The sequence below is a fragment of the Brevundimonas sp. genome, from assembly GCF_035626975.1.
Taxonomy (GTDB): Bacteria; Pseudomonadota; Alphaproteobacteria; order Caulobacterales; family Caulobacteraceae; genus Brevundimonas.
The window spans coordinates 68,450-93,306 of sequence record NZ_DASPMQ010000055.1 but is presented as its reverse complement, the minus strand read 5'-3'; the positions used below and the strand labels follow the sequence as shown (position 1 = coordinate 93,306).

Below are 24,857 nucleotides of genomic sequence, written 5' to 3'. Positions count from 1 at the left end.
CAGCGCGCCGTCCGGTTGCGGCTCAGGTGGGTGTGGCCGAAACGTCACGCAAGGGGGCCGGGGCCGCCTTGTGGTCAGTTGCCCGTCGTCGGGGCCGAGAAGTCGAACTGTTCGGGCCGCCGCTGGCCGGAGCCGAAGGTCCAGGTCAGGCCGATATAGGCCGCCCGGCCGCCGAAGAGGACGCTGGTGCGATCGGTGAAGGTCGGGGTCTCGAGGGTGGTGGTCGAGCCGTATTCGTCGAACAGGTCGCGCACGGTCGCCTGGAAGGACCAGTCCTTGTTGAGCTTCCGCCGGTAGCCGAGGTTGACCAGGGTCGCTTGCTCGCGGACGCCCTGGGCCAGCAGCTGGTCGCCGGCCCAGATGCCGGACACCTGCAGGAAGTCGTTCTGGGTCGGCTGCCAGTTGAGGGTCAGGCGGCCGCCGATGCTGTCGCCCTCGCGGTCGACGGCGCCGGGGATGCCCGAGGCGTCGATCTCCTGCCGGAAGGCGTTGATACTGGCGTTGTAGCGCAGGGTCGAATGCAGCGCCCCGTTGGCCACCAGCTCGATCCCGGTGGCCGTGCTCGAGCCGAGGTTCTCGGGCCGGGTCAGCAGGATGCCGCCGCCGATGTCCGTGGTCACCTGGGTGAAGGCGTCGGTGGTGTCACGGTAGTAGAGGGTGGCCTGGTAGAAGGTCTGCTGGACCCGCTTCTGCCACATGACCTCGAAGGAGTCGGTCTCCTGCGGCAGCAGGTCCGGGTTGCCCGAGCGGTAGTTGAGGTTGTCCTGGTAGGTCAGGAAGGGGTTCAGGTCCTGCGGATTGGGCCGCTGGATGCGCCGGCTGTAGCTGGCGCGCAGGGATTCGCCCTCGCCGAGGGTGTAGGACACGTGCATCGTCGGATAGGCGCGGAAATAGTCGTTGGACGACTGGATGTCGGTCGTCACCTGGTCGAGATCGATGTCAGCCTGTTCCAGCCGCAGGCCGAACTGGGCCGACAGCTTCTCGCTGAACGGCTTCTCCCAGGTGGCGTAGACGGCGTGCACCGCCTGGTCGACGTGGAACTCGTTGGAGACGATCGGATCGGGCGTGAGGGTATCCGGCGTCGGGCCGCGCGCGACCGAGTTGTCGAGTTCCAGATTGAGCGCCTGCAGCTCGTAGCCCAGACGCAGGCGGCCGCCGTCGGCCGTGGGGCGGACATAGGCGCTGGTGATTCCCAGCTGGTTCTGACGGTTCCGGTTCTCGACGCTCTCGTAGAAGACGGGCGAGGGCGGGATCTGCTGGTCGACCTCGGTGTCGAAGCCGAAGGTGAAGCGGTTGCGGTCGAAGCGGACCTCGTTGGACCATTCGTGACCCTGGTCGTCGAAGCGGCGCAGCAGCCGCGCCGAACCGCCCGAGAACTGGCCCGCGAAGCCGCCGCTCGAGTAGCGGGTATAGGCCGTGGCGAGGCCGCCGCCGGCGGCGTCGGCCTCGTAGAGGTCGATGGCGTCGGCGAGGCTGTCGACGTCGACGTGGCGGACCTCGCCGGTCAGCTGGGTCTTGTCGTCGAGGTTATGCTCGGCCGCCAACCGCACGAAGATGTTGTCGGAATCGCCTTCGATGTGCTGGGACTGGCGCGCCTCGAGGAACTGGCCCGAGCCGGCGTCGAAGCGTTCGCGGATGCGCTCCACGATCTGAAGGAAGGCGTCGTGGCGCACGCCGATGTCGGCCGACAGGATGGTCTTGCCCATCACATGGGCGATGGAGCCGCCGAAATTGTAGCGGCCGCTGTCGCCGATGTTGGCGCGGAGCGAACCGGTGGTCGTATTCCCGGGGCGCACGGCGTTGGGCTTCGAGATCAGGTTGATCACGCCGCCGGAGCCCTCGGGGCTGTAGGCGGCGGACGGGTTGGTCATCACCTCGATGCGGGCGTACTGGCTGGCCGGAATCTGCAGCACCATCTGGCCGCGGCTCGGGCCGTTGAACTGGGTCGAGGGGCGTCCATCGACCAGGATGGTGACGTTGGCGTCGCCGCGCAGGCTGACATTGCCGTCGGGATCGACCTCGACCGAGGGGACGTTGCGCAGGGCTTCGGCCAGCGTCCCGGTGGCGGCCTGGAGGTCGTTGGCGAGGCTGTAGCTGACCGAGTCGATCGAGGTGCGGACGTCGGTCGTCCGGCCCTCGACTACCACGTCCGCGACGGTCGCGGCCTCTTCCTCCGTTTCGGCTTCCGGAGCGGGGTCCTGCGAGGGCGGCGAGGTCTGGGGGGCGGGCTGCGACGGAGCCTGCGCCGGCGCCGCCGGGGCGGGCGCCGTCGACTGGGCGAGGGCCGCGCCGGAGGAGGCGCCAAGCGCCGTGCCGACCAGCAGCAGGAATCGGATGGAAGTCATCAAGGCGCGCCCCTTGCGCAAGGTGGTCAAGTTTCCTTTCCATAACAGCCGGGCCGGGGCGGACCGAGTTACTTCTTCTTCATCCGGACGGCCGGACCGACCGCCCCGGCCCTGGACGGCGGCTGGAGCGCCGCCGATGCATGTGACTCCAGGCATTCCGTCGCCCCCCTGTGCGAGGCGCTGTCGCGCCGTCTTCCCTGCGGACGAGGAGGGCACGAGCGCGCGTGAGCGGCATGAGCGGCGCGTGAGCAATCGCTGAAAGCGCCCGTCCGGCGGGGCGATGTGTTTCGGCTTGGCGGGGAGGCCGGGGGCGGGCTAGCGTCCCGGCCGAAGTCTGTCGGGAACATCTGCATGTCCATCCGCCTCACGCGCCGCACGGCGCTGGTTTCGTCCGTCGCGGCCGGCGCCGCCCTGCCCTCGCTGTCGCACGCCCAGACCGGTCCGGCGCCGGCCGGCGAGGCGCTGGCCGAGGCGGTGGACGCCTTCGTGAAGAAGGCCATGGCCGCCTTCCCGGATCAGCCGGCGGTCTCGATCGCAGTCGTCAAGGACGGGCAGGCGGTGCTGACGCGCGGCTACGGCGTGCGGGCGATCGGCGGAGCCCCGGTGGACGAGCACACGCATTTCGCCATCGCCTCGAACACCAAGGCGGTGACGGCGGCGGCCCTGGCCATCCTCGTCGACGAGGGCAGGGTCAAATGGGACGAGCCGGTGCGCACCTATCTGCCCGGCTTCTCGCTGTCGAAGCCCGAGCTGAACGGCATGGTCACGGTGCGCGACCTGATCAGCCACCGCATCGGCTTCGGCCTGGGCGCGGGAGACCTGCTGTTCTGGCCGAACAGCGACCGGACCCGCGCGGAAATCATGGCGGCCGTGCCGCAAGTGCCGATCGAGGACCAGTTCCGCACCACCTATCACTACTGCAACCTGATGTTCGTGGTCGCCGGCGAGGTGGTCGCGGCGGCGTCGGGGATGCCGTGGGAGGCGTTCGTGCAGACGCGCATCCTCGACCGGCTGGGCATGGGCGAGACCCTGCCGCTGATGACCGCCGCCGACCCGGCGACGTCGGCGCTGCCGCACGGCCGGCTGGGCCCGCCGCTGCGCTACCAGGGGGAGATGCGGACCATCGGCCAGTCGATCCAGGAGGTGTGGGACTGGGCCTCGGCCGGGGCGGCGGGCGGCTTCGTCACCAATCCGGTCGACTGGGCGAAGTGGATCGCGGTGCAGCTGAAGCGCGGCGAACTGCCGGACGGGACGCGGCTGTATTCCGAGGCGCGCGGCAATGAGATGTGGAAGCCCAACATCATCATCTCCAACTCGGCCGGGCCGACGGCGGACCTGCCGGGCCGGGCCATCGCCTCGACCTACGCCATGGGCTGGCAGGTGCAGGACTATCGCGGCGAGCGCTTCATCACCCACGGCGGCGGGGCGCCCGGCTTCATCTCCGGGACGGTGCTGATCCCGGGCCGCGACGCCGGCTTCAGCTATTTCACCAACGCCGAGGAAGGCATGCTGACGCGGACGCTGCGCAGCGGCATCGCCGACATCGTGATGGGCAAGGCCGGGTTCGACTGGATCGCCGACAGCGTGCGGATGCAGGGGGAGAACGACGCCAGGTCGATCGCCGCCGCCGCCGAGATCGACGCCAAACAGGCGACGGGCGCCCCGCCGTCGCTGCCGCTCGAGGCCTATGCCGGGACGTGGCGCGATCCCTGGTACGGCGACATCGTGATCGAGCGGCGGGGCGGCGGCCTGTGGCTGGCCTTCAGCCGGACGCCGGCGCTGAAAGGGCCGCTGGAGGCCTATGACGGCGAGACGCTGCGGACCCGCTTCCCCGACCGGCGCGAGGAGGACCTGTTCATCACCTTCGCGCTGGCCGACGGCGCCCCCGTCACGGCGACGATGAAGGCGGTCTCGCCCGACGCGGACTTCAGCTACGACTTCCACGACCTGCGGCTGAGCAAGGTTTGACCTGATGATCACCCTCGCCTTCGCCTTGTTGCTGACGACCGCGCCGATGGAGGCGCCGCAGGATATTCCGGCCGTCTGCGACCCGGCGTCCGGGGTCGAAACAGACTGGGTCGCCTGCGCCGGGGCGCTGCCGGAGGGATCGCAACTCCAGCGGCTGGCCCGGCTGTATGGGGCCTCGGAGGCCTATCAGAATCGCGACTACGCCGCGGCGGAGCGGCTGTTCGACCAGGTCGGCGATTTCGGCCCCTACGCCTCGGACAGCCTCTACACCTTCCGGGCCGATACCTGGCGGCAGGTGGGCCGGGACAAGGAAGCGACCGCCGACGCGCGGGCCGCGTGGGAGCTGCTGTCCGGCGAAGCAGCCACCCAGGAAGGCAGTCCCGCTGCCGGGGCGGCCGAAGCCGAAGACAGGCGGCGCTTCCTGCTGAGCCTTATCCTGCCGATCCTCAAGGCCGGCCGCGACCCGGCGTTCGAGGAGGCCTTCGCGGCCTATCGCGCCCTGCCGGTCAAGGATGTCGAGGGTTACGCCACCCTGGCCCTGGTGCTGGAGCAGCTGGGCGATTTCTCCGGAGCGCTGGAAGCCAGCCTGGTCGCCGTGAAGGCGGAACCGGCCAACGCCGGCTACCTGAACAATCACTGCTACATCCTGGTCCGCGCCGGCCGCGCGGCCGAGGGCCTGCCATTCTGCGAGAAGGCGGTGCAGGGAGCCCCGCAGATCGGCGCCGTCCGCCACAGCCTCGCCGCCGCCCTCGCCGGGGCCGGCCGTTGCGCGGAAGCCGAGGCGGCGCTGGCCGAGGCCCGCCGTCTGGAGCCCGCGACGGTGCTGTATCAGCAGCCGCTGGCCTGCGTGGCGGCCTAGGCGCTCAATCCGGCAGCCCGGCTTTTCCCAGGCCGTCCGCAAAGAGAGCGGCGTCTTCCGGTCGCCGGAAGGGCAGCCATTCGCCCAGCGTGGCGATCCGCAGGGCCGGGTCGAGCCGGCGGACCTCGTCCATGGCGCGCCGCGCGTCATCCATCCGTCCGGCCAGCGCGCCGCTCGCGGCGATGATGGTCGCCGGCAGCGCAAAGCGGGTGTCGCGAAACGCCTTCTCCGCCCACGCGCACGCGGCGTCGAAGCGCCCCGCCATCAGATGCGCCATCGCGACGCCCGCCTGCATCCGGAACATCTCGGAATCGAGCGGACTGAGCCGCATGGCGTGCTCGAACCGCTCGATCGCTTCGTCGGGCTCGCCCCGCCAGATCCTCAGGTATCCGCCCAGGAACCAGGCGGCCGCGAGATTGGGATTGAGCACCAGCGCCTTGTCCAGGAAGTCGATCCCGGTATCGAGATCGCGGGTGAAATGCGCGAGCGCATGGCCGCCGCGGGTCAGCGCGACCGCGTCGTTCCTGCCGAGATCGACGGCGCTGCGCGCCAGCCGCGCGCCCTCGGCAGTGTCGCCGGCGGGGTCGGCGGTCCAGCCGTTGAGCCTGCGCCAGAACAGGCACCACGCGGCCATGCCATAGGCCGAGGCGTAGTCGGGATCGAGCGCGATGGCCTTGCGGAAATGCGCGAGCGCTTCGTCGATGCTCGCCGGCGTCCCGGCGTGGAAGCTCGCCATGCCGCGCAGGAAATAGTCGTAGGCGTCGAGGCTCCCGGTCGGCTTGCGTTTGGCGCGTTCGATCTCGGCGCGTTCGAGTTCCTGGGCGATCGCGCTGACGACGTTTCCGGTGATCCGGTCCTGAAGCTCGAAGATGTCGTCCAGCGCGCCCTCGTACCGCTCGGCCCAGAGATGGCCGCCGGTCCCCGCGTCGACGAGCTGTCCGGTGATGCGCACGCGGTTGGCGGCCCTGCGGACGCTGCCTTCGAGCACATAGCGTACGCCGAGCTCGCGCCCGATCTGCTTCACGTCGCTGGTCCGGCCCTTGTAGGTGAAGCTCGAATTGCGCGCGATCACGAACAGCCAGCGTATGTGCGAGAGGTCGGTGATGATGTCCTCGACCATGCCGTCGGCGAAGTAGTCCTGCTCGGCGTCGCCGCTCATGTTCACGAAGGGCAGAACGGCGATCGAGGGCTTGTCGGGCAGCGGCAGGGCGTGATCGTACGCCGGCTTGTCCGGCTCGCCGGCGGTTGACGAAGCCTCCGTGACATCACCCACGAACCGGAAACCCTTGCGGGCCACCGTGCGGATGAATTTCTGTTCCTGACCGCTGTCGCCGATTCACGGTCCGGGCCGCGTTGATATGGCTGGTGATCGTGGACTCGCTGACGATCCGTCCGCGCCACACCGCCTCGAGCAGGTCGTCCTTGCTGACCACGCGCCCGCGGTTCTCGATCAGGTAGAGCAGCAGATCGAAGACCTGCGGGCCGACGGCGATCGCGCCGGAAGCCCGGTTGAGCTCGCGGCGATCAGGGTCGAGCACGCAGTCCCCGAACAGCAACAGCATAGGTTTTCGTATCACGGGCCGCCGGGCTTTTGGATGAAATTTGGACGCGGCCTCAAGGCGGCCCCAAGGACGCGCGCCCCGGGCCTGGTTCACAACCTCCGCATCGAAAGCACCCACGCGGAGCGATGTCATGAGCACGATCAGGGCCGGGGACGGCGCGGAGATCTTCTACAAGGACTGGGGGCCCCGGGACGCCACGCCCATCGTCTTTCACCACGGCTGGCCATTGAGCGGCGACGACTGGGACGCGCAGATGCTCTTCTTTCTGGGGCAGGGCTTCCGCGTCATAGCGCATGACCGTCGCGGCCATGGACGGTCGTCGCAGATCGCCGACGGCCATGACATGGACACCTATGCGGCGGACGTCGCGGCCCTGGTTTCGGACCTCGATCTCCGGGGCGCCATCCACGTCGGCCACTCGACGGGCGGCGGCGAGGCGGCCCGTTATGTCGCCGGACACGGCAGCCAGCGCGCCGCGAAACTGGTGCTGATCGGCGCGGTGCCGCCGACGCTGGTGAAAACGTCCGCCTGGCCGGACGGCGCGCCGCTCGAGGTTTTCGACGGCCTGCGCGCCGCGCTCGCCGCCAACCGCGCCGACTTCTACTGGACCTTCCCGATCCCGTTCTACGGCTACAACCGCGACGGCGCGGTCCTGAACGAGGCGGTGCGGTCCAACTGGTGGCGCCAGGCCATGATGGGCGCGGCCAATGCGCAGTACGCGTGCATCAAGGCCTTCTCGGAAACCGACTTCAGCGCCGATCTCCGCGCCATCGACGCGCCGGTGCTCATCCTGCACGGCGAGGACGATCAGATCGTGCCGGTCGCGAATGCGCACCATACCGCCAAGCTGGTGAAAACCGGCACGCTCAAGACCTGGCGGGGCCTGCCGCACGGCATGGCCACGACCCACGCCGACCGCGTCAACGCCGCCCTGCTCGACTTCATCAAAGCCTGACCTGAAATCACGGAGACACCGCCATGAAAATCGTCGTCATCGGAGGCAGCGGCCTCATCGGCTCGAAGCTCGTCGACCGGCTGCGCCAGCGCGGGAACGAGGTCGTGGCGGCCTCGCCGAACACCGGGGTCAACACGCTCACCGGCGAAGGCCTGGCGGAGGCGCTCGCAGGCGCCGAGGTCGTGGTCGACGTCGCCAACTCCCCGTCGTTCGAGGACCAGGCGGTGATGGATTTCTTCCAGACCGCCGGCCGCAATCTGCTGGCGGCCGAGAAGGCGGCGGGCGTGAAGCACCACGTCGCCCTGTCGGTGGTCGGCGCGCAGCGTGTTGTCGAAAGCGGCTATCTGCGCGCCAAGGCCGCGCAGGAGACTCTGATCAAGACCTCAGGCGTCCCGTATTCGATCCTGCAATCGACGCAGTTCTTCGAGTTCATCGAGCGCATCGCGACAGGGGGGCTCGACGGCGACGTCTATCGCCTGTCGCCGGCGTTGATTCAGCCGATCGTGTCGGACGAGGTGGTCGAGGCGCTCGCCGACGTCACCCTCGGGGCGCCGCTCAACGCCACCGTCGAGGTCGGCGGTCCTGAAGCCATCCCGCTCGACGAACTCGCCCGCGAACTGCTCAGCGCGCGACAGGATCCGCGGCGGGTCGTGCCCGATGCGCACGCCCGCTATTTCGGCGCCGAGCTGAACGACCAGTCGCTCGTCCCGGGCCCGAACGCGCGCCTCGGTTCGCTGACCTTCGCCGACTGGCTGCGCCAGTCGATCCCGGCGGACTGACGCCGTCACATATTCGAGAACGGCCGCGCGTCGCGGCCATCGCGGAGGACCGCCGACATGATGAAGCTCTATTATTCCCCGGGCGCCTGCAGCCTGGCCGACCACATCGCCCTGCTGGAAGTCGGCGCGAAGTTCGAGACAGAGGCGGTCGACATCCGCACCAAGCGGACCGCATCGGGCGAGGATTTCCGCACCATCAACCCCAAGGGTTATGTGCCCGCGCTGGTGCTCGACGACTGCGAGATCCTCACCGAGAACATCGCGGTGCTGGACTGGATCGCCGAACAGTATCCGCAGCTGCGCCGCAACGGTTCATTGTCCCGGACCCGCCAGCTGGAGATGCTCAGCTTCATCTCGACGGAGATCCACCGCGCCTTCAAGCCGCTGTGGCACGGCGGCGGCGAGGCCGAGAAGCAGACGGCGCGTGACACGGTGGCGAGCCTGCTCGGGTTCACGGCCGACAGGATGCAGGGCGATTATCTGTTCGGCCGGGAGCTCAGCGTCGCCGATTGCTACCTCTTCGTGATGCTTCGTTGGGCCGGGAGGTTCGGCATCGCCGTGCCCGAAGCGCTGCTGGGGCTGCAGCGGCGAATGGAACAGCGGCCCTCGGTGCAGGCCGCGCTTCTGCGGGAGGAGGCCTCCATGCCGCGCGCCCGTTCGTCCTCGCCCGTGGACGTCGAGGTGCGGGAGAACGCCGGACTGCGTCGCTTCGAACGACCGATCCGCGACGACGCCGTCGCCGCGGCCTACTACACGGACGAGGACGGGAAACTGGTCTTCATCCATACCGAGGTGCCGTCGGAGTTCTCGGGCCAGGGGATCGCCACCGCGCTGGCGCGGGGCACGTTCGACCTGCTTCGCCAGTCGGGGCGCAAGGCCGTCCTGGCCTGCCCGTTCATGGTGCGCTTCGCCAATGCCCATCCGGAATATGCGGACGTCGTCGTCGGGTGACCGATCGTCAAGGCGCGGTCAGGGCACCAGTTCGAGGATCTCCAGCTTGGCTTCCTGCTTCGGCCACGGGATGACCAGGCGCCAGCGCTCGGGGCCGATGCGCTCGAACACGCCGATCTGGTCGCGCTCGCGCGTCTGGCCGTAGGTCGGGTAGCCTGTCTCGCCCGAGCCCCAGGCCTGGGCGCCGATGAAGACGAGGCGGCGGTCGGTGTCGGGATAGAGCAGGCCGCGCGAGCGCTGCGAGCCGGTCGCCTTGGTCAGGATCAGATCGCCGCCCGGGGTGAGCTCAACCATGCAGCGGAACCAGGGGTAGGCGACATAGCCGAGGCCGCCCGGCCCCTTCGAGCCCAGTTTGATGGTGCGGCAGCGGTAGGCGCCGGGAGCGGGCTGGAGCCGGCCGGCCTGTCCGGCGTTGGGGTCGACCAGCGGGCCGAGCGCCTCAACCTGTTCGGCGAACCCGGCCTCCTCCGCCTCGGCGCGGGCGAGACGCCAGGCCTCGTCGAGACGGCCCAGGGCGGAGGCGTCGGCGGCCCTGGCGATCTCGCGCCAGTCGCCGGAACCGCCCTGCTGGCCGGCGGACGGCGGAGCGGGGTGGTCCACGGGCGGCGTCGCGGGGGCCGGGGCGACCGGACGGTCGGCAACGGGAGGTTCGGGGGCCGGAGCCGGGCTCCGCTCACAGGCGGCGAGCAGGACGGCGAGCGAGGCGACGGCGACGAACGTCCGCATGGGCGATCTTCCTTCGGCTGGACCGTCTCCGAACGGCTGAACCGCGCGGGAGTTCAGGCGGGAATTCAGGCCGGGATCAGTTCGATAAGATCGAGGTTGGACTCGTTTTGGGGCCACGGCAGGACCAGCCGCCAGCGGCGTTCGCCGATCCGCTCCAGCACCGCGACCAGATCGCGGTCGGGGCGCTGGCCGTAGGAGTTGGCGGGCGGCTCGGAGGCCAGGGCCATGGAGCCGAGCAGCACCATCTGGCGGTCGTTCTCGGGAAACAGCAGGCCCGAGGGACGCTGGCTGCCGGTCAGCTTGGTGAACTTCAGGCCGCCCGGGGTCTGCTCGATGCGGCAGGCGAACCAGCCGTAGACGACATAGCCCAGACCGTCCTCGCCGCCCTGCGAGCCCAGTTTGACGGTGCGGCAGCGGTAGTCGCCGACAGGGGGCGCGACGGAGGGCCGCTGGGCGCGCGGGTCGATCAGGTCGCCGGTCGCGGCGAGGTCGCCGGAACCGCGCTGGCGGCGGGCCTGCTGGACGGCGAGCGACCAGGCGGCGTCGAGCCGGTTGTAGCGGTCGCGGTCGACGGCGGTGACGACGCCGCGCCAGTCGCGCAGCACCGGGCCGGAGCCCGGACCGCCGGGCCCCGGCGGCGGCGGCGGGGTCGCGGCGCAGGCGGAAATCGAGACGGCGGCGAGGACAATCAGGACCGACGGCCGGAACAGGCGAAGCATACGGCGCTCCCGTTGGGTCGCGGACCCGACGCCGCGCCCCGGGGGCGTCGGCGGGAGTCCGGGAACATACAGACGTTCCTTGGACCGGTCCCGGCGGGCGACGTCAAGCGCCCTCGCCCCCGGAGGGGCGATTCCGTCAGCCTTCGTCGGCGGGAACCTCGGCCTTGCGGCGGGGGGCGCGGCGCTTGGGCGCCGGGGCTCCGGCCTCGCCGCCTTCCGGCGGGCCGTCCAGCACGGGGGCGGCCGGAGCGGCTGAGCGGGTCAGGAAGCCCGGCAGGGCGGTCGGGGCGTCGTCGGCAGCGCCGGCGTCGGCGGCGTCGCGGCGCGGACGACGCTCGCGTTGCGGCCGTTCCGCACGGGCGGGGGCCTGTTCGTCACGATCGGTCGGCGCGCTCGAAGGCTCGCCTTCGTCGGCGGTCGACGGGCCGTCGGTCTGATCGCCCTCGGTGCGCTCGCCCTGGAAACGCAGATTGCGCTCCTGCTGGCGACGCTCCCAGCGCTCACGGCGGGTCTCACGGCGGCCGCCCTCGCCGACCGGGCCCTCGCCCTCGGCGCGGGGCGCCGGATCGCGGGGTTCGCGCGGCTGGTCGTCGCGGTCGCGCCATTCGCGGCGCGGCTGCTCGGCCTGACGATCATTGGGGCGGTCGTTGGGACGGTCATACGAGCGGTCGTTCTGGCGCTCGTCGTTGTCGCGCTGGCGGGCCTCGGCGGCCGCGACGCGGTCGGCCTCGGCCTTCTCGGCGGCCATGATGGCGGCCGCCTGGGCCCCGGTCTCGTCCTCGAAGTCGATGTCGAAGCCCTGGCCGGCCAGTTCGCGCTGGGCGATCTCGGACACCGGACGTGAGGGCTGCAGGGCGCGCAGGACGCGGAAATAGTGTTCGGCGTGCTGGGTGTAGTTCTCGGCCAGCACCCGGTCGCCGGCCGCCGAGGCGTCGCGCGCCAGCTGCATGTAGCGCTCGTAGACGGTCTGGGCGTTGCCGCGGACCTTGATGTTCTCCGGGCCTTGGGAATCCCAGGACCGGTTCGGGTTGGTGGCGTTGGCGTTGCCGCCGCCGCTGCCGCCGCCGGGCTTCCTGTTGCGTCCGCGCTGACGCTTCATGCCCTTGAAATCTCTCATCGGACGTACCGTGCTTTGTGAGGGGACGGGCGGGCCTGCGAGATGCAGCCTGTCGCCGTCCGTTTCGTCGTTCCGCTTCGCGCGGGGCGAATCCCCGCTGACGATGTGATCGGAATTCCGTCGCCGCCCCGTGGTCCGCCCGATCGAGTGATCAGACCGTCACTGCCCTGGGCGCGCGTGAATGGGCCTGAAGCGGTCCAAGGCGTGCGTTTGGGTGGGAGACAGGCGAGACTTAGCGTGTGCGGGCGGTGTTTCCAAGGGGTTTGTTCGCACGGCCCGCGGCGCCGCGTCACATCTTCGGAACGGGATTGGTGCGCGGATCCGGGCCGTTGGTGACCACGCGGTCCCGATCCGACAGGTCCTTGACCACGATCACATTGTCGAAGCCGGCGGCCTCAAACAGCGCCTTGACCTGCGGGCCCTGGTCCCAGCCGATCTCGACGGCGAACAGGCCCTCGGGGCGGAGAATGCGCCGGATTTCGGGGGCCAGTTCGCGATAGGCGGTCAGCCCGTCGGGGCCGCCGTCGAGCGCCAGCAGCGGATCGTGGTCGCGCACCTCGGGGTCGAGGCCGGGGATGTCGCCGGAGGGAATATAGGGCGGGTTGGAGACGACGACGTCGAAGCTGTGGTCGGCGAAGCCGGCGGCCCATTCGGTGCGCAGGAAGGTCGCGCGATTGTCGAGCTCGAGGTTGGTGGCGTTCTCCCTGGCCACCGCCAGCGCCTCGAAGGAGATATCCGTGCCGACGCCGCGCGCGCCGGACCGCTCGGCCAGGATCGCCAGCAGGATGGCGCCCGAGCCGGTGCCGAGATCGATGATCTCGAAGGCCCTGTTGGGCGGATATGCGAGCAGGACGACGTCAAGAATGGCCTCGGTGTCGGGCCGGGGGCTGAGCACGTCGGGCGTGACGTTCAGCATGATCTTCCAGAAGCCCTTCTTGCCGAGGATGCGCGAGACCGGCTCGCGGCGCAGGCGGCGCTCGACATAGTCATCGAGCACGCCCTGCTGGCCCGACGTCACGGCGCGGTAGGGGTCGGTCAGGATGTCGGTGCGCGAGCAGCCGGCGGCGACCTCGAGCAGCAGGCGGGCGTCGATCGAGGGGCTGTCGATGCGGCCCGCCTTGAGCCGGGCGGCGGCGGCCTTCCATGCGGTCAGCAGGGTCGGCCCGGACGGGGTTTCGGGAGCGGCGTCGGTCATGCTCTGGCCTTGGCGCGGGTTTGCGCGGAGATCAAGCGGCGCGGCGCCGGAACGCCGCCCGACCGGAGCCGTTGTGGCCCCGATGCAAAAGTCGTCTGGACGAAAGGGCGCGCTCGGCGCGTGGGGGGTCGTCGCCGCGCTGGCCGGCGCCCTGGCCGCCGGGGCCGGCGCGGCGCATCTGATCTACCGGCACGGCCATCGCTACGGGCTGGAGCTGCGGCCGCCCCGTCCCGAGCCGCGGCCGCCGAGGGCGCCGGTTCCCGAGGATTTCGAGGCCAAGGAGCCGGGCCGCGGGCGGCTGGCGCGGCGGCCGGAGCAGATCCCGCACAAGGGCTGGACAGACATCTTCTGGCGCCTGGGCATGTCCTATTTCGGCGACCGGGTCGGCTTCATCGCCGGCGGGGTGACCTTCTTCGTGATGCTGTCGCTGTTCCCGACCCTGGCCGCCTTCGTGACCATCTACGGCCTGTTCGCCGACCCCAATGACGTGGTGGGGCGGCTGTATTTCCTCTACTCGGTGATGCCGGCGGGCGTGGCCCAGTTCCTGGCCGGGGAGTTGCAGCGGCTGGCCGCGAATTCCAACACCCAGCTGACCATCACCCTGTTCTGGACGCTGGCCCTGTCGCTGTGGACCGCCAACGGCGCGATCAAGGTGCTCTTCTACGGGCTCAACGTCGCCTATCACGAGGTCGAGCGGCGCAATTTCTTCAAATACAACCTGCTGTGCATGGCCTTCACCGTCACCGGCCTGGCGGCGATCATGATCGCGGCGGGCATGGTGGTCGGCGTGCCGCTGGTGCTGGGATATTTCGGCCTGGCCGACGAGTGGGCCCATCTGGCGCCGCTGCGGTGGCCGCTGCTGCTGGTGGTCTATGTGGCCTCGCTGACCCTCGTGTATCGCCTCGGCCCGTGCCGGCAGCGGGCGCGCTGGCGCTGGCTGACGCCGGGGGCCCTGTTCGCCTCGCTGCTGAGCGTCGGACTGTCGCTGGGGTTCAGCTGGTATCTGCAGACCTTCGTCAAGGTGGACTCCTACGGCCCGCTGGCGGCGATGATGGGCTTTCTGCTGTGGACCTGGCTGAGCGTGCAGATCATCCTGATGGGGGCGGAGCTGAACGCCGAGGTCGAGCACCAGACCGCCATCGACACCACCACCGGCGAGCCGGTCCCGCTCGGGGAGCGGGGCGCGGTGGTCGCCGACACGGTCGGGCCGCGCCGGGGCAACCCGGCGGCGCTGGCCTTCACCCTCAAACACGCCGAGGCCCTGTCCGACCGGCTGCTGAAGCGGCGCATCCGGCGGACGACCTCCGCCGTGAAGGAGGCCGGCGCCGACGAGCCTTCCACACGCGAGGACGACAAGAGCCTGTAGCCGGCGCGGTCGTTGGCGCTTCGCGAACGACCGCGCGCCGCCGTTCACGAAGGCGGCGCGACGAACCCCGCATCCGGCGTGGCGCCCGGCGCGGGGCGGGAACACGGTCAGGGGGTCGAGGCCCGGCAGTCGGGTCTCCCCGCACAAGAGACCGCCATGATCCGCCTGCAAATCGCCACCCTGAGCGCCGCCGCCGCCGGCCTGCTGCTGCTGTCCAGCCCCGTCCTGGCCCGGACCGCGGGCGGCGACGGCTCCGTGTCCCTGACCTTCGAGACCAGCGCCCGCACCGGCGCCGTCATGGTCGCCCTGTACGACTCGTCCGCGGCCTGGAGCGGCGGCCGGCCGGTCGGGCAGATGAAGCTGGACGTCGCCGCCGGCGAGACCACGGCGACCTTCGACGGCCTGCCCGCCGGCGACTATGCGGCCAGGGCCTTCCACGACGTGAACGGCGACGGCGAGATGAACGTCAACCCGTTCGGCATCCCCACCGAACCCTACGCCTTCTCGAACAACGCCGTCGGCAACATGGGTCCGGCCCGCTGGGACCAGGCCCGTTTCACCGTCTCGGGCGCCACCGCCCAGACCATCCGTCTTCGTTGAGGAGGGTGCGATGATCGCCTCCCGCCGCAATTTTCTGATGGGCGCCGCCGCCCTGTCCGCCGCCGTCGTCACGCCCGAGACCGTCCGCGCCATGGCCGCCATGCAGGCCACGGCCGACTGGGCCCTGGCCACCGCCGACCTCGAGGCCGATGTGGCCCCGCGCGCCATGCGCCTGGTTCACGGCCGCGCCCCGGCTGACCTGACCGGGACGCTGTTCCGCAACGGACCGGGCAAGTTCCGGCGGCCGGGCGGCAGCGTCACCCACTGGTTCGACGGCGACGGCCTGATGCGGGCCTTCCGCGTCTCGGACGGTCAGGCGACGGTGGAGGCGCGCTTCGCCGACACGCCGAAGCGCCGCTATGAGACCGAACTGGACGCCGTCGTCACGCCCGGCTTCGGCACGGCGGGCGACCCCCGGGCCCGCATCGGGCTCAACGACGACGCCAACGCCGCCAACACCGCCGTGATGCTCGCCGGCGATGAGGTCTGGGCGTTGTGGGAGGGCGGCTCGCCGACGGCGCTCTCGGCGTCGGACCTGTCGACCCGCCGGGTCGTCACCCTGCGCGACGACCTGAAGGGCATGCCCTTCCAGGCCCATCCCCGCTACGACCCGGACGGCACGATCTGGAACATGGGCCTGAACGGCGGCAAGGCGATCATCTGGCGGCTCAACGCCGACCGCAGCCTGCATACCGCCCGGCTGATCGACCTGCCCCGCGCCTGCTTCATGCACGACTTCACCGCCACGGCCCGGCATCTGATCCTGGTGCTGCAGCCGTGGGTGTTCGATCACCGGGGCATGCCCTACGCCTCGCAGTTCGCCTGGAAGCCCGAACTGGGCACCCAGGTGATGGTGGTCGACAAGGCGGACCTGGGCCGAAGCCGGATCTTCGAACTTCCGGCGTTCAGCTATTTCCATCTCGGCGACGCCTGGGAGGACGCGTCGGGCGCGATCCGCTTCGACGTGGCGGCGGGCAAGGACGTGGCCTTCGCCATCGACGGAGCGCGGGTGCTGGTCGAGCAGCGCGGAACCGTCCCGGGCGAGCCGGCCGTGCTGTCGCTGATCACCCTGCACGCCGACGGCCGGGCCGAAATGGCCAGCTCCGGCGTGACGGCGGAGTTCCCGAAGAACGATCCGCGCCGGGCCGGCCTGCCGCGCCGCCTGACGGCGCATGTCGCCGGCGAGACGGCCGGACGGCCGCTGCCGACCGGGCTGGCCATGCACGACTGGGAGACCGGACGGTCGGACCGCTTCGACTTCGGCGTCCGCCACATCGTCGAGGAGGCGGTGATCGTGCCGAAACCCGGCCGAACGGGCGAGGCCGAGGCCTGGCTGGTGGCGCCGTCGATCAACCTCGTCGAGGGGGTGACGGAGCTGCACGTGTTCGAGGCCGCGCGGGTGGCCGACGGGCCGGTCGCGACGTGGCGGGCCGACGTGGCCCTGCCGGCCGGGTTCCACGGAGTCTGGGCCGCCTAGTACCAGCCGGCCTCGCGCAGGGCCCGGGCGTAGCGGCGGCTGACCGGGGCTTCGAGCCCGCCCTCCAGCGTCAGGGTGGCCCGGCCGTCGCCGCGCGCCACGCCGCGCACTGCGTCCTTGGCCACCCACCAGCTGCGATGGGTCTGGGCGCCCTCGAGTCCCTCCAGCTCGGCGAGGGCGTCGGTCAGCCGCATCAGGATCAGGTCGGAGCCCCGGTCGGTGTGGACGCGCAGATAGTGATCCTCGGCCTCGACCGCGCGCAACGCGGCCCCGCGCAGCTTGAACGGCAGACGCTCGAGAAAGCGGGCGGGCGCGGCGCCCGCCGGGGCGGCGTGGGTCTGGACCGGGGTGCGCGACAGGAAGACGTTGAGGGCGCTCAGCACCCCGGTGACCAGGGCGACCGGCCCAAGGAAGTCCGGAAGGCGCGCCAGGGTCACGGACCGGTCGTCGTCGAAGAACCAGCCGGTGAGCGCCCAGACCATGATCGAAAGCGGGCCGGAGATGACCAGGGTCAGCGCCAGCGTCGCCAGCCACGGCCGCCGCTCCAGGTCGATCCGGCGTTCGACGAGCCGCGAACACAGGTGGCCCCACGAGGCCCCGAGCAGCATCATCGGCTCCCAGTAGGCCAGGCGGAAGCCGAGCGACTGGTCGTCCATGCCGAAAGCGCCGGTGAAGGCCAGCACGGCCCCGCCCGCCAGCGCCACCGCCACGCCGCGGATCAGGCCGCGGTCGATGGCGAAGCGCACCACATTCCGGGTCGCCGGTACGTCGCTCATCGGCCGGACGCGGGTTGGCCGGACTCCGGCCCGCACACGGCGCGGAATCCCGCGGCGGCGAAGCGAACCATGTAGTCGCAGGCGCTCTCCAGATCGCCCGACCGGCACAGGCCGCCCGACAGCCGGTCCAGCCGCCCGGTCTCGCCCAGGGTCAGGGTCAGGGCCCCCGACAGGTTGTGATAGGCCCAGTACAGATCGACCTCGCGCGCCTCGGGCATGATCTGTTTGATCAGCTCGATCAGACGCCGGATGGCGGGGTCGAAATAGCGGGCCATGGTCTCGCCGCCGAAGGTCGGGTTGGCGTTGGTCTGGGCCACGAGGGCGGCGTAGTGTTTCCACCCCGGCCCGCCCTTGAGCGACCACTGGAACGGCGGGCGCAGGAAGGCTTCGAACAGCCCTTCCAGCGTCATGCCGTCCGGCTCAGCATCGCGGGCGTATCGGTTGATGGCGTCGACCCGCTCGTTGTTCCAGACCTCGGCCCGGCGCAGGAAGACGGCGTCGAACAGGGCGCGCTTGGCCCCAAAATAGTAGTGCACCAGGGCGGTGTCGACGCCGGCCTCGCGCGCCACCTCGCGGATGGTGACGCCGTAGAAGCCATGCTTGGAGAACAGATCCTCGGCGGCGTCGAGGATGGACTCGCGGGTGTCGGCGGTCCCCTCGGCCTTGGCTTTCGACGGGCGACCGCGGCGCGCGGGGGCGGCGGCGGACTCTGGAGCGGGCGCGTCGAGCTTGGTCATGCGACGCAGGCTAGGCCGCGTCAGCCCGTCATGGCAACGGCGCCACAGGTCGGGCGCGGGCCGTCTCCGGACAAGCGCCGCCGTTTGACAGGCGGGGGAAAACGGTTACGGTCCCGGAAAATCATTGAACGCTGAATAAAAGCGTCTTGGGCTGGAAACACAGGAATGGGGCTTCATATGAACCGCTACGTAAAGACCGCCTTGCTCGCGGGCGCCGCCTGGAGTGCGCTTTCGACCGTCGTGCTGGCGCAGGACGCCGTGCCGCAAACGGAAGACACCGCCGTCGAGGACGTCATCGTCACCGCCCGCCGCCGTAACGAAGCACTGAAGGACGTGCCGATCTCGGTCTCGGCCCTGGGCGAGGAACGCCTGGAACAGACCGGGGCCTCGGACATCACGGCGCTGCAGCAGCAGACACCGAACGCCACGGTGCAGGTGGCGCGCGGCTCGAACTCGACCCTGATCTCCTTCATCCGTGGCGTCGGCCAGCAGGATCCGCTGTGGGGCTTCGAGCCCGGCGTGGGCCTGTATGTCGACGACGTCTATGTCGCCCGGCCGCAGGGCGCGGTGCTCGACATCTATGATGTCCAGCGCATCGAGGTGCTGCGCGGGCCGCAGGGTTCGCTGTACGGCCGCAACACCGTGGGCGGCGCGATCAAATACGTGACCTCGCGCCTGTCGCAGGATCCGGAACTGACCCTGCGCGGCGCCTACGGCAGCTACAACCAGATCGATCTGCTGGCCTCGGGGAGCATGCCGCTGGCCGACAATTTCCGCGTCGGCGGCGCCATCGCCAGCTACCAGCGAGACGGCTATGGCACCAACATCAACACCGGGGCCGAGCACTACAACAAGGACGTGCTTGCCGGTCGGGTGAGCGCCGAATGGGAGCCGGCCGACAACCTGTCGATCCGCCTGGCCTATGATCGGGTCCAGGACGATTCCAATCCCCGCCACGGCCACCGCGAAGTCGCCGGAGCGACGCCGGCCGGCGCCATCCTGCCCAGCGTCTACGACACCAACGCCGGCATCGGCGACGAGAATTCGGTGATGAACCATGGCGCGTCGGCGACAATCCAGTTCGATGCGAATGAACACTGGACCTTCAAGTCGATCACCGCCTGGCGGGAAGGCGACACCGATACGCTGATCGATTTCGACAACACCCCGTCGCCGACGCTCGACATCCCGGCCTACTACGCCGACGACCAGCTGACGCAGGAGTTCCAGCTCCTGTTCGATTTCGACGGGTTCGACGGGATCGTCGGCCTCTACTACCTCGACGGCCACGCCGAGGGGGCCTTCGACACCATCCTGGGCGGCGCCGGCTTCGTCATCGGCACCGCCGGCTCGGTGGACACCGAGAGCTGGGCCGCCTTCGCTGACGTCAGCGCCGACCTGACCGAACGCCTGCACCTGTCGCTGGGCCTTCGCCTCACCCGGGACGAGAAGACCGGGACGGTGTTCCGCGCCAACTACGCCGGCGCCGTCAACAGCCCGTTGCTGGGCGGCACGCCCCGCGCGCCGACGCTGGTGCGGACCAACTACACCAACACCGAGGACTTCACCCAGCTCACGCCGCGCATCGCCCTGTCCTACGATCTGAGCGACGACGTCACGACCTACGTCTCCTTCTCGCAAGGCTTCAAGTCGGGCGGCTTCGACATGCGCGGCGACGCCATCTTCACGCCCGGCACCGTCAATGGTTACGATCCCGAAACCGTCGACTCCTACGAGATCGGCCTGAAGGGCGCGCTGGACCGGCTGTCGTTCGCCGCCTCCGTCTTCTACAACGAGTACCAGGACCAGCAGGTCACGACCCAGGTGCCCGCCGTGGCCGGCATCGCCAGCTTCGTCGACAACGTCGGCTCCTCGACCTTCTACGGCGCCGAATTCGAGGGTCAGCTGCGGCTTCTCGACAATCTGTCGGCCAATTTCGCGGTCGGCTACCTGCACTCCGATTTCGAGGAGTTCCTGCGCTACAACCTGGCGCTGGGCGTCTATGAGGATATCTCGGACCTGGTGGTGCTGCAGAACGCCCCGGAATGGACCGGCTACCTCGGATTCACCTGGATCGGCGACGTGGCCGGCGGCGAGCTGGCGGTGACCCCGTCCATCTCCTACCGCGGCGACTACAGCCAGTTCGAGTTCCCGAACCCGATCCTCGACCAGGAGGCCTATTCGCTGGTCGACCTGTCGATCGTCTGGACCGATCCGAGCGACCGCTACACCCTGGGCCTGTATGGCAAGAACCTGACCGACGAGGAGTACCGCGTGGGCGGCTACAACTTCCCGGGCGCGCTCTTCAACAACTCGATCATCGGCTACTACGGCCCGCCGCAGACCGTGACCGCCTCGGTGCAGATCAAGTTCTGATCCGGGAAGAGTCCTGAAGCCTGATCGCAACTGATCACGGGCGGCGGTTCACCTGAGCCGCCGCCCTTTTTCTTTTACGACGCGCCACGGCGCCGCTACCGTTCCGCCAACGAAGAAGACGAAGTCGAGGGAAACGCCATGACCGCCACGGCCGCCGCCGCGCCCGTCCGCCCGGGATATCGCTACTACGTCCTGGCGATCCTGATCCTCGTCTACATGCTGAACTTCCTGGACCGGCAGATCATCGGCATCCTGGCGGCGCCGCTGAAGGCCGAGTTCGGCCTGTCGGACAGCCAGTTCGGCCTGCTGGGAGGGATCGCCTTCGCCTCGGTCTATTCGACCCTGGCCATCCCGCTGGCCTGGCTGGCGGACCGCTACAGCCGGGTGTGGATCATGACCGGGGCGCTGGCGGTGTGGAGCGGCTTCACGGCCCTGTGCGGCGTGGCGACGTCGTTCACCCAGTTGTTTCTGTTCCGGATGGGCGTCGGCGTCGGCGAGGCGGGCGGCGTGGCCCCGGCCTATTCGCTGATCGCCGACTATTTCCCCCCGAACCAGCGGGCCCGCGCCCTGGCCGCCTTCGCCTTCGGCATTCCGCTGGGCACGGCGGCGGGCACCCTGGTCGGCGGCCTGCTGGCCGCGGCCTATGGCTGGCGCACGGCCTTCATCGTCGTCGGCCTGCTCGGTCTGCTGCTGGCGCCCCTGCTTCTGTTCACCGTGCGGAACCCCCGGCGCGGCGGGACCGATACGATCAAGACCGACGCCGAGCTGGCGACGATCGCCGCGGCCCCCGTGGTCGGCTCGGGCGACGCCGGCCGGATCGCCTCGCTGATCATGCTGGGGATCGCCGGCGGCGCCCTCGGTCTCGCCGCCCTGATCCATTTCGCCGGCCTGACCCTGGGCAATCCCCTCGTGTTCGGCTTCGGCGGCCTGCTGGCCCTCGTGATCGGCGTGTCCCTGATGATCGCCCGGCGCACGGCCTCGGCCGTTCTGCCCAAGCGGAGCTTCTGGTTGCTGGCCCTCGGGGCGGCCTCGTCGTCGGTGTGCGGCTACGGCGTGGCCGGCTGGCTGCCGCTGTTCTTCATGCGCAGCTTCGGCCTGACCCTGTCCCAGACCAGCTGGTACTACGCGGGCATCGCCCTGATCGGCGGCATGCTGGGCATCTGGGGCGGCGGCGCGATCGCTGACAGGCTCTCGAAGCGGGGCAAGGGCGCCTATCCCCTGACCCCGGCCGTCGCCTTCCTGATCTCGGCGCCGTGCTTCATCCTGGCGATGAACTCGCCGTGGCTGATCGGCCTGGTCATTCCCGGGGGCGGAACCAACGCCCAGCAGCTGATCCTGGCCTTCCTGATCTTCCTGATCCCGACGGGCCTGAACCTGGCCTGGCTCGGGCCGATCACCGCCTCGATCCAGCATCTCGTGCCGGCGCCGATACGCTCGACCGCCTCGGCCCTGTTCCTGCTGTTCAACAACCTGCTCGGCATCGCGGTGGGCTTCTACTATTTCGGCTGGATGAGCGACCTGCTGGCCCCGCGCTTCGGCGACGAGAGCCTGCGCTGGGCGATCTACACCGGCATGGGCTTCTACCTGCTGGCCTCGGCCCTGCTGTTCGGCGCCTCGCGCACCCTGAAGCGGGACTGGGTCGACTAGGCGCGGGCCAACCCCTCGGCAATTCGACCGGGCTTGCGTCCCTCGCCCATCTCCTCTATTTAACCGGTCGGTTTAATTCTGATCGTCGCATGGAGATGCGTCATGGCCCGTGCTTCCTACCGGTGGGTGATCGTCGCGGCCGGAGGCCTGCTCGGCTGCATCGCCATCGGCGCCATGTTCTCCCTGCCCGTGCTGCTGCAGCCCATCGCGCGCGACACCGGCTGGTCGGTCACCGGGGTGTCCACGGCCATGACGATCGGCTTCCTGGCCATGGCGGTCGGCAGCGTCGGCTGGGGCGTGCTGTCGGACCGGATCGGGCCGCGGCCCGTCGTCCTGATCGGATCGGCGCTGCTGGCGGCGAGCATCGCCTGGGCCAGCCGGGCGACGGCGCTGATCGAATTCCAGTTCGTGTTCGGCCTGCTGGTGGGCACGGCGACCGCCGCGATCTTCGCCCCGATGATGGCCTGCGTGACCGGCTGGTTCGACAGCCAGAGGGCGCTGGCGGTGTCGCTGGTGTCCGCCGGGATGGGCATGGCGCCGATGACCATGTCGCCCCTGACGGCGTTGCTGGTCTCGAGCCACGACTGGCGGACCACCCTGCTGATCATATCCGGCATCGTCGCGGCGGTGATGATCCCGACGGCGCTGCTGATCCGCCGGCCGCCGGCCCTGGACCGGGCCGCCGCCGCGACGGCGTCGGGCGAGCCGGCGCCGGCGCAGACGGGACCGTCGGTACGTCAGGTGGTGCGGTCGCCGCTGTTCATCGTCCTGCTGCTGGCCAATTTCTTCTGCTGCGCCACCCACTCCGGGCCGATCTTCCATACGGTGAGCTATGCCGTCAGCTGCGGCATTCCGATGATCGCCGCCGTCTCGATCTACAGCGTCGAGGGTCTGGCGGGGCTGTTCGGCCGCCTCGGCTTCGGCCTGCTGGGCGACCGGTTCGGGGCCGGGCGGGTGCTGGTCACCGGCCTGCTGCTGCAGGCGTTCGCGGTCCTCGCCTACGCCTTCGTCAGCGACCTTCGGGGTTTCTACGCCGTGGCGATCATGGTCGGCTTCATCTACGCCGGGGTCATGCCGCTCTATGCGGTGATCGCCCGGGAGAATTTTCCGCTGCGGATGATGGGCACGGTGATCGGCGGCACGGCCATGGCCGGCAGTCTGGGCATGGCGACCGGGCCGCTGTTCGGCGGCATGATCTATGACGCCATGGGCGAATACGGCTGGCTCTATGTCGGTTCATGGGCCATGGGCATCGGCGCCTTCCTGATCGCCCTGACCTTCCGCTTCGCCCGCGGGCCGCGGACAGAGGAGGCGCCCGCCTGAGGTTCCCGTCCGGCCGAATCCCCTCGCCCGGTTGCACCTGCGAACAACGCGCGCCTATAAGCCCCGCAATCCTCCCCCCAAGCGGTCAGGCGTCGATCCATGAACATTCACGAGTATCAGGCCAAGCAGGTCCTGAAGGGCTTCGGCGCCCCGGTCGCGGCCGGCGTGGCCATCACCTCGGCCGATCAGGCCGAAGCGGCGGCGAAGCAACTGCCCGGGCCCCTGTATGTCGTGAAGTCGCAGATCCACGCCGGCGGGCGCGGCAAGGGCAAGTTCAGGGAGCTCGGCCCCGACGGCAAGGGCGGCGTGCGCCTGGCCCGCTCGATCGAAGAGGTCGTGGCCCATGCGAAGGAAATGCTGGGCAACACCCTGGTGACCGCCCAGACCGGCCCGGCCGGCAAACAGGTCAACCGCCTCTATATCGAGGACGGCGCCGACATCGATCGCGAGCTGTATTGCTCGCTGCTGGTCGACCGCCAGTACGGCCGCATCGCCTTCGTCGTCTCGACCGAGGGCGGCATGGACATCGAGGCCGTCGCCCACGACACGCCCGAGAAGATCCAGACCATCGTCATCGACCCGGAAGCCGGCGTCACCGCGGCCGACGTGGCGAAGATCAACGCCGCCTTCGAACTGACCGGCGCGGCGGCCGAGGACGGCAAGACCCTGTTCCCGACGCTCTACAAGGCCTTCGTCGACACCGACATGTCGATGCTGGAGGTCAATCCGCTGATCGTCATGACCGACGGTCACCTGCGGGTGCTGGACGCCAAGGTCAGCTTCGACGGCAACGCCCTGTTCCGCCACGAGGACATCAAGGCGCTGCGCGACGAGACCGAGGAAGACGCCAAGGAGATCGAGGCCTCGGAGTGGGACCTCGCCTATGTGGCGCTGGACGGCAACATCGGCTGCATGGTCAACGGCGCCGGCCTGGCCATGGCTACGATGGACATCATCAAGCTGTACGGGAAAGAGCCCGCCAACTTCTGCGACGTCGGCGGCGGCGCCTCCAAGGAAAAGGTCGCGGCGGCGTTCAAGATCATCACCGCCGACCCCGCCGTGCAGGGCATCCTGGTCAACATCTTCGGCGGCATCATGCGCTGCGACGTCATCGCCGAGGGCGTGGTCGCGGCGGTGAAGGAAGTGGGTCTGAAGGTGCCGCTGGTCGTGCGTCTGGAAGGCACCAACGTCAAGGAAGGCAAGGCCATCCTCAACGAGTCGGGCCTGGCCATCACCGCCGCCGACGACCTCGACGACGCCGCCCAGAAGATCGTCGCGGCGGTCGGCTGATGCGGCGGCTCCTAGCCCCCGCCCTGTTCTTCGGGGTCTGTGCAGCGGCAGCACCCCCCGCGGTCGCTCAGGACGCGTTCGGCGTGTTC

At 69.8% G+C, this 24,857-nt stretch carries 21 protein-coding genes; 12 read left to right on the top strand and 9 right to left on the bottom strand.

Going from position 1 to position 24,857, the window contains the following annotated elements; all coding sequences use genetic code 11:
* Window positions 1–74 precede the first annotated feature (74 nt).
* Window positions 75–2,345 (bottom strand): TonB-dependent receptor domain-containing protein, encoded by a 2,271-nt coding sequence (locus tag VEB62_RS14340; RefSeq protein WP_324801105.1) that lies wholly within the window; start codon window positions 2,343–2,345, stop codon window positions 75–77.
* 351 nt (window positions 2,346–2,696) lie between these two features.
* Between VEB62_RS14340 and VEB62_RS14335 the strand changes: the two genes are divergently transcribed.
* Together VEB62_RS14335 and VEB62_RS14330 are read left to right on the top strand one after the other, a co-directional pair.
* Window positions 2,697–4,313: a serine hydrolase gene (locus VEB62_RS14335; RefSeq protein ID WP_324801101.1), complete on the top strand. Its 1,617-nt coding sequence runs from the start codon at window positions 2,697–2,699 to the stop codon at window positions 4,311–4,313.
* A gap of 4 nt (window positions 4,314–4,317) precedes the next feature.
* Entirely contained in the window at window positions 4,318–5,172 is an 855-nt protein-coding gene (locus tag VEB62_RS14330) for a tetratricopeptide repeat protein (RefSeq protein ID WP_324801098.1), read from the top strand.
* A 4-nt stretch (window positions 5,173–5,176) separates the two neighbouring features.
* Here the strand turns inward: VEB62_RS14330 and VEB62_RS14325 are convergent, their stop codons facing one another.
* Both VEB62_RS14325 and VEB62_RS14320 read right to left on the bottom strand, forming a co-directional pair.
* A complete protein-coding gene (locus VEB62_RS14325; RefSeq protein WP_324801095.1) occupies window positions 5,177–6,469 on the bottom strand; it encodes a hypothetical protein in 1,293 nt (430 codons plus the stop codon).
* Complete coding sequence (locus VEB62_RS14320) at window positions 6,438–6,734, bottom strand: winged helix-turn-helix domain-containing protein (RefSeq protein ID WP_324801093.1); 297 nt, start codon at window positions 6,732–6,734, stop codon at window positions 6,438–6,440. Before VEB62_RS14320 ends, VEB62_RS14325 begins: the two co-directional genes overlap by 32 nt.
* A 130-nt stretch (window positions 6,735–6,864) precedes the next feature.
* Between VEB62_RS14320 and VEB62_RS14315 the strand changes: the two genes are divergently transcribed.
* The 3 genes from VEB62_RS14315 to VEB62_RS14305 are packed head-to-tail and all read left to right on the top strand — an operon-like array spanning window position 6,865 to window position 9,419.
* A complete protein-coding gene (locus VEB62_RS14315) occupies window positions 6,865–7,689 on the top strand; it encodes an alpha/beta fold hydrolase (protein ID WP_324801090.1) in 825 nt (274 codons plus the stop codon).
* A 23-nt stretch (window positions 7,690–7,712) separates the two neighbouring features.
* Entirely contained in the window at window positions 7,713–8,468 is a 756-nt protein-coding gene (locus VEB62_RS14310; protein ID WP_324801087.1) for an SDR family oxidoreductase, read from the top strand.
* Window positions 8,469–8,525: 57 nt separating this feature from the next.
* Window positions 8,526–9,419 (top strand): N-acetyltransferase, encoded by an 894-nt coding sequence (locus VEB62_RS14305; RefSeq protein WP_324801085.1) that lies wholly within the window; start codon window positions 8,526–8,528, stop codon window positions 9,417–9,419.
* Between the two features lie 18 nt (window positions 9,420–9,437).
* On the opposite strand, the gene VEB62_RS14300 is transcribed toward VEB62_RS14305, so the two are convergent.
* The 4 genes from VEB62_RS14300 to prmC all read right to left on the bottom strand — a co-directional run bounded on the left by VEB62_RS14300 (window position 9,438) and on the right by prmC (window position 13,176).
* Complete coding sequence (locus VEB62_RS14300; RefSeq protein WP_324801082.1) at window positions 9,438–10,145, bottom strand: DUF4893 domain-containing protein; 708 nt, start codon at window positions 10,143–10,145, stop codon at window positions 9,438–9,440.
* Window positions 10,146–10,210: 65 nt separating this feature from the next.
* Window positions 10,211–10,864, bottom strand: coding sequence for a DUF4893 domain-containing protein (locus tag VEB62_RS14295; RefSeq protein WP_324801079.1), 654 nt, complete (start codon window positions 10,862–10,864; stop codon window positions 10,211–10,213).
* 136 nt (window positions 10,865–11,000) lie between these two features.
* On the bottom strand, window positions 11,001–11,981 hold the full coding sequence (locus VEB62_RS14290; RefSeq protein ID WP_324801076.1) for a DUF4167 domain-containing protein: 981 nt from the start codon (window positions 11,979–11,981) through the stop codon (window positions 11,001–11,003).
* A 289-nt stretch (window positions 11,982–12,270) separates the two neighbouring features.
* Window positions 12,271–13,176 carry a peptide chain release factor N(5)-glutamine methyltransferase gene (prmC, locus tag VEB62_RS14285; protein ID WP_324801072.1) on the bottom strand — a complete coding sequence of 302 codons (906 nt, stop codon included), beginning with the start codon at window positions 13,174–13,176 and terminating at the stop codon, window positions 12,271–12,273.
* A gap of 82 nt (window positions 13,177–13,258) precedes the next feature.
* Here prmC and VEB62_RS14280 point away from each other — a divergent pair, with 82 nt between their 5' ends.
* From VEB62_RS14280 to VEB62_RS14270, 3 genes are all read left to right on the top strand, one after another.
* A complete protein-coding gene (locus VEB62_RS14280; protein WP_324801069.1) occupies window positions 13,259–14,542 on the top strand; it encodes a YihY/virulence factor BrkB family protein in 1,284 nt (427 codons plus the stop codon).
* Between the two features lie 156 nt (window positions 14,543–14,698).
* Entirely contained in the window at window positions 14,699–15,142 is a 444-nt protein-coding gene (locus VEB62_RS14275) for a DUF2141 domain-containing protein (protein ID WP_324801065.1), read from the top strand.
* A 10-nt stretch (window positions 15,143–15,152) separates the two neighbouring features.
* On the top strand, window positions 15,153–16,619 hold the full coding sequence (locus tag VEB62_RS14270; protein WP_324801062.1) for a carotenoid oxygenase family protein: 1,467 nt from the start codon (window positions 15,153–15,155) through the stop codon (window positions 16,617–16,619).
* Here the strand turns inward: VEB62_RS14270 and VEB62_RS14265 are convergent.
* Window positions 16,616–17,395 carry a LytTR family DNA-binding domain-containing protein gene (locus tag VEB62_RS14265; RefSeq protein WP_324801059.1) on the bottom strand — a complete coding sequence of 260 codons (780 nt, stop codon included), beginning with the start codon at window positions 17,393–17,395 and terminating at the stop codon, window positions 16,616–16,618. The genes VEB62_RS14270 and VEB62_RS14265 overlap by 4 nt on opposite strands.
* On the bottom strand, window positions 17,392–18,132 hold the full coding sequence (locus tag VEB62_RS14260; RefSeq protein WP_324801056.1) for a TetR/AcrR family transcriptional regulator: 741 nt from the start codon (window positions 18,130–18,132) through the stop codon (window positions 17,392–17,394). The genes VEB62_RS14265 and VEB62_RS14260 overlap by 4 nt, the downstream gene beginning before the upstream one ends.
* Window positions 18,133–18,309: 177 nt before the next feature.
* Between VEB62_RS14260 and VEB62_RS14255 the strand changes: the two genes are divergently transcribed.
* From VEB62_RS14255 to sucC, 4 genes are all read left to right on the top strand, one after another.
* On the top strand, window positions 18,310–20,508 hold the full coding sequence (locus tag VEB62_RS14255) for a TonB-dependent receptor (RefSeq protein WP_324801054.1): 2,199 nt from the start codon (window positions 18,310–18,312) through the stop codon (window positions 20,506–20,508).
* A gap of 138 nt (window positions 20,509–20,646) precedes the next feature.
* Window positions 20,647–22,155 (top strand): spinster family MFS transporter, encoded by a 1,509-nt coding sequence (locus tag VEB62_RS14250; protein WP_324801051.1) that lies wholly within the window; start codon window positions 20,647–20,649, stop codon window positions 22,153–22,155.
* Between the two features lie 102 nt (window positions 22,156–22,257).
* Window positions 22,258–23,478 carry an MFS transporter gene (locus VEB62_RS14245; RefSeq protein ID WP_324801048.1) on the top strand — a complete coding sequence of 407 codons (1,221 nt, stop codon included), beginning with the start codon at window positions 22,258–22,260 and terminating at the stop codon, window positions 23,476–23,478.
* Window positions 23,479–23,577: 99 nt separating this feature from the next.
* Window positions 23,578–24,768 (top strand): ADP-forming succinate--CoA ligase subunit beta, encoded by a 1,191-nt coding sequence (gene sucC / locus VEB62_RS14240; protein WP_324801046.1) that lies wholly within the window; start codon window positions 23,578–23,580, stop codon window positions 24,766–24,768.
* Window positions 24,769–24,857 lie beyond the last annotated feature (89 nt).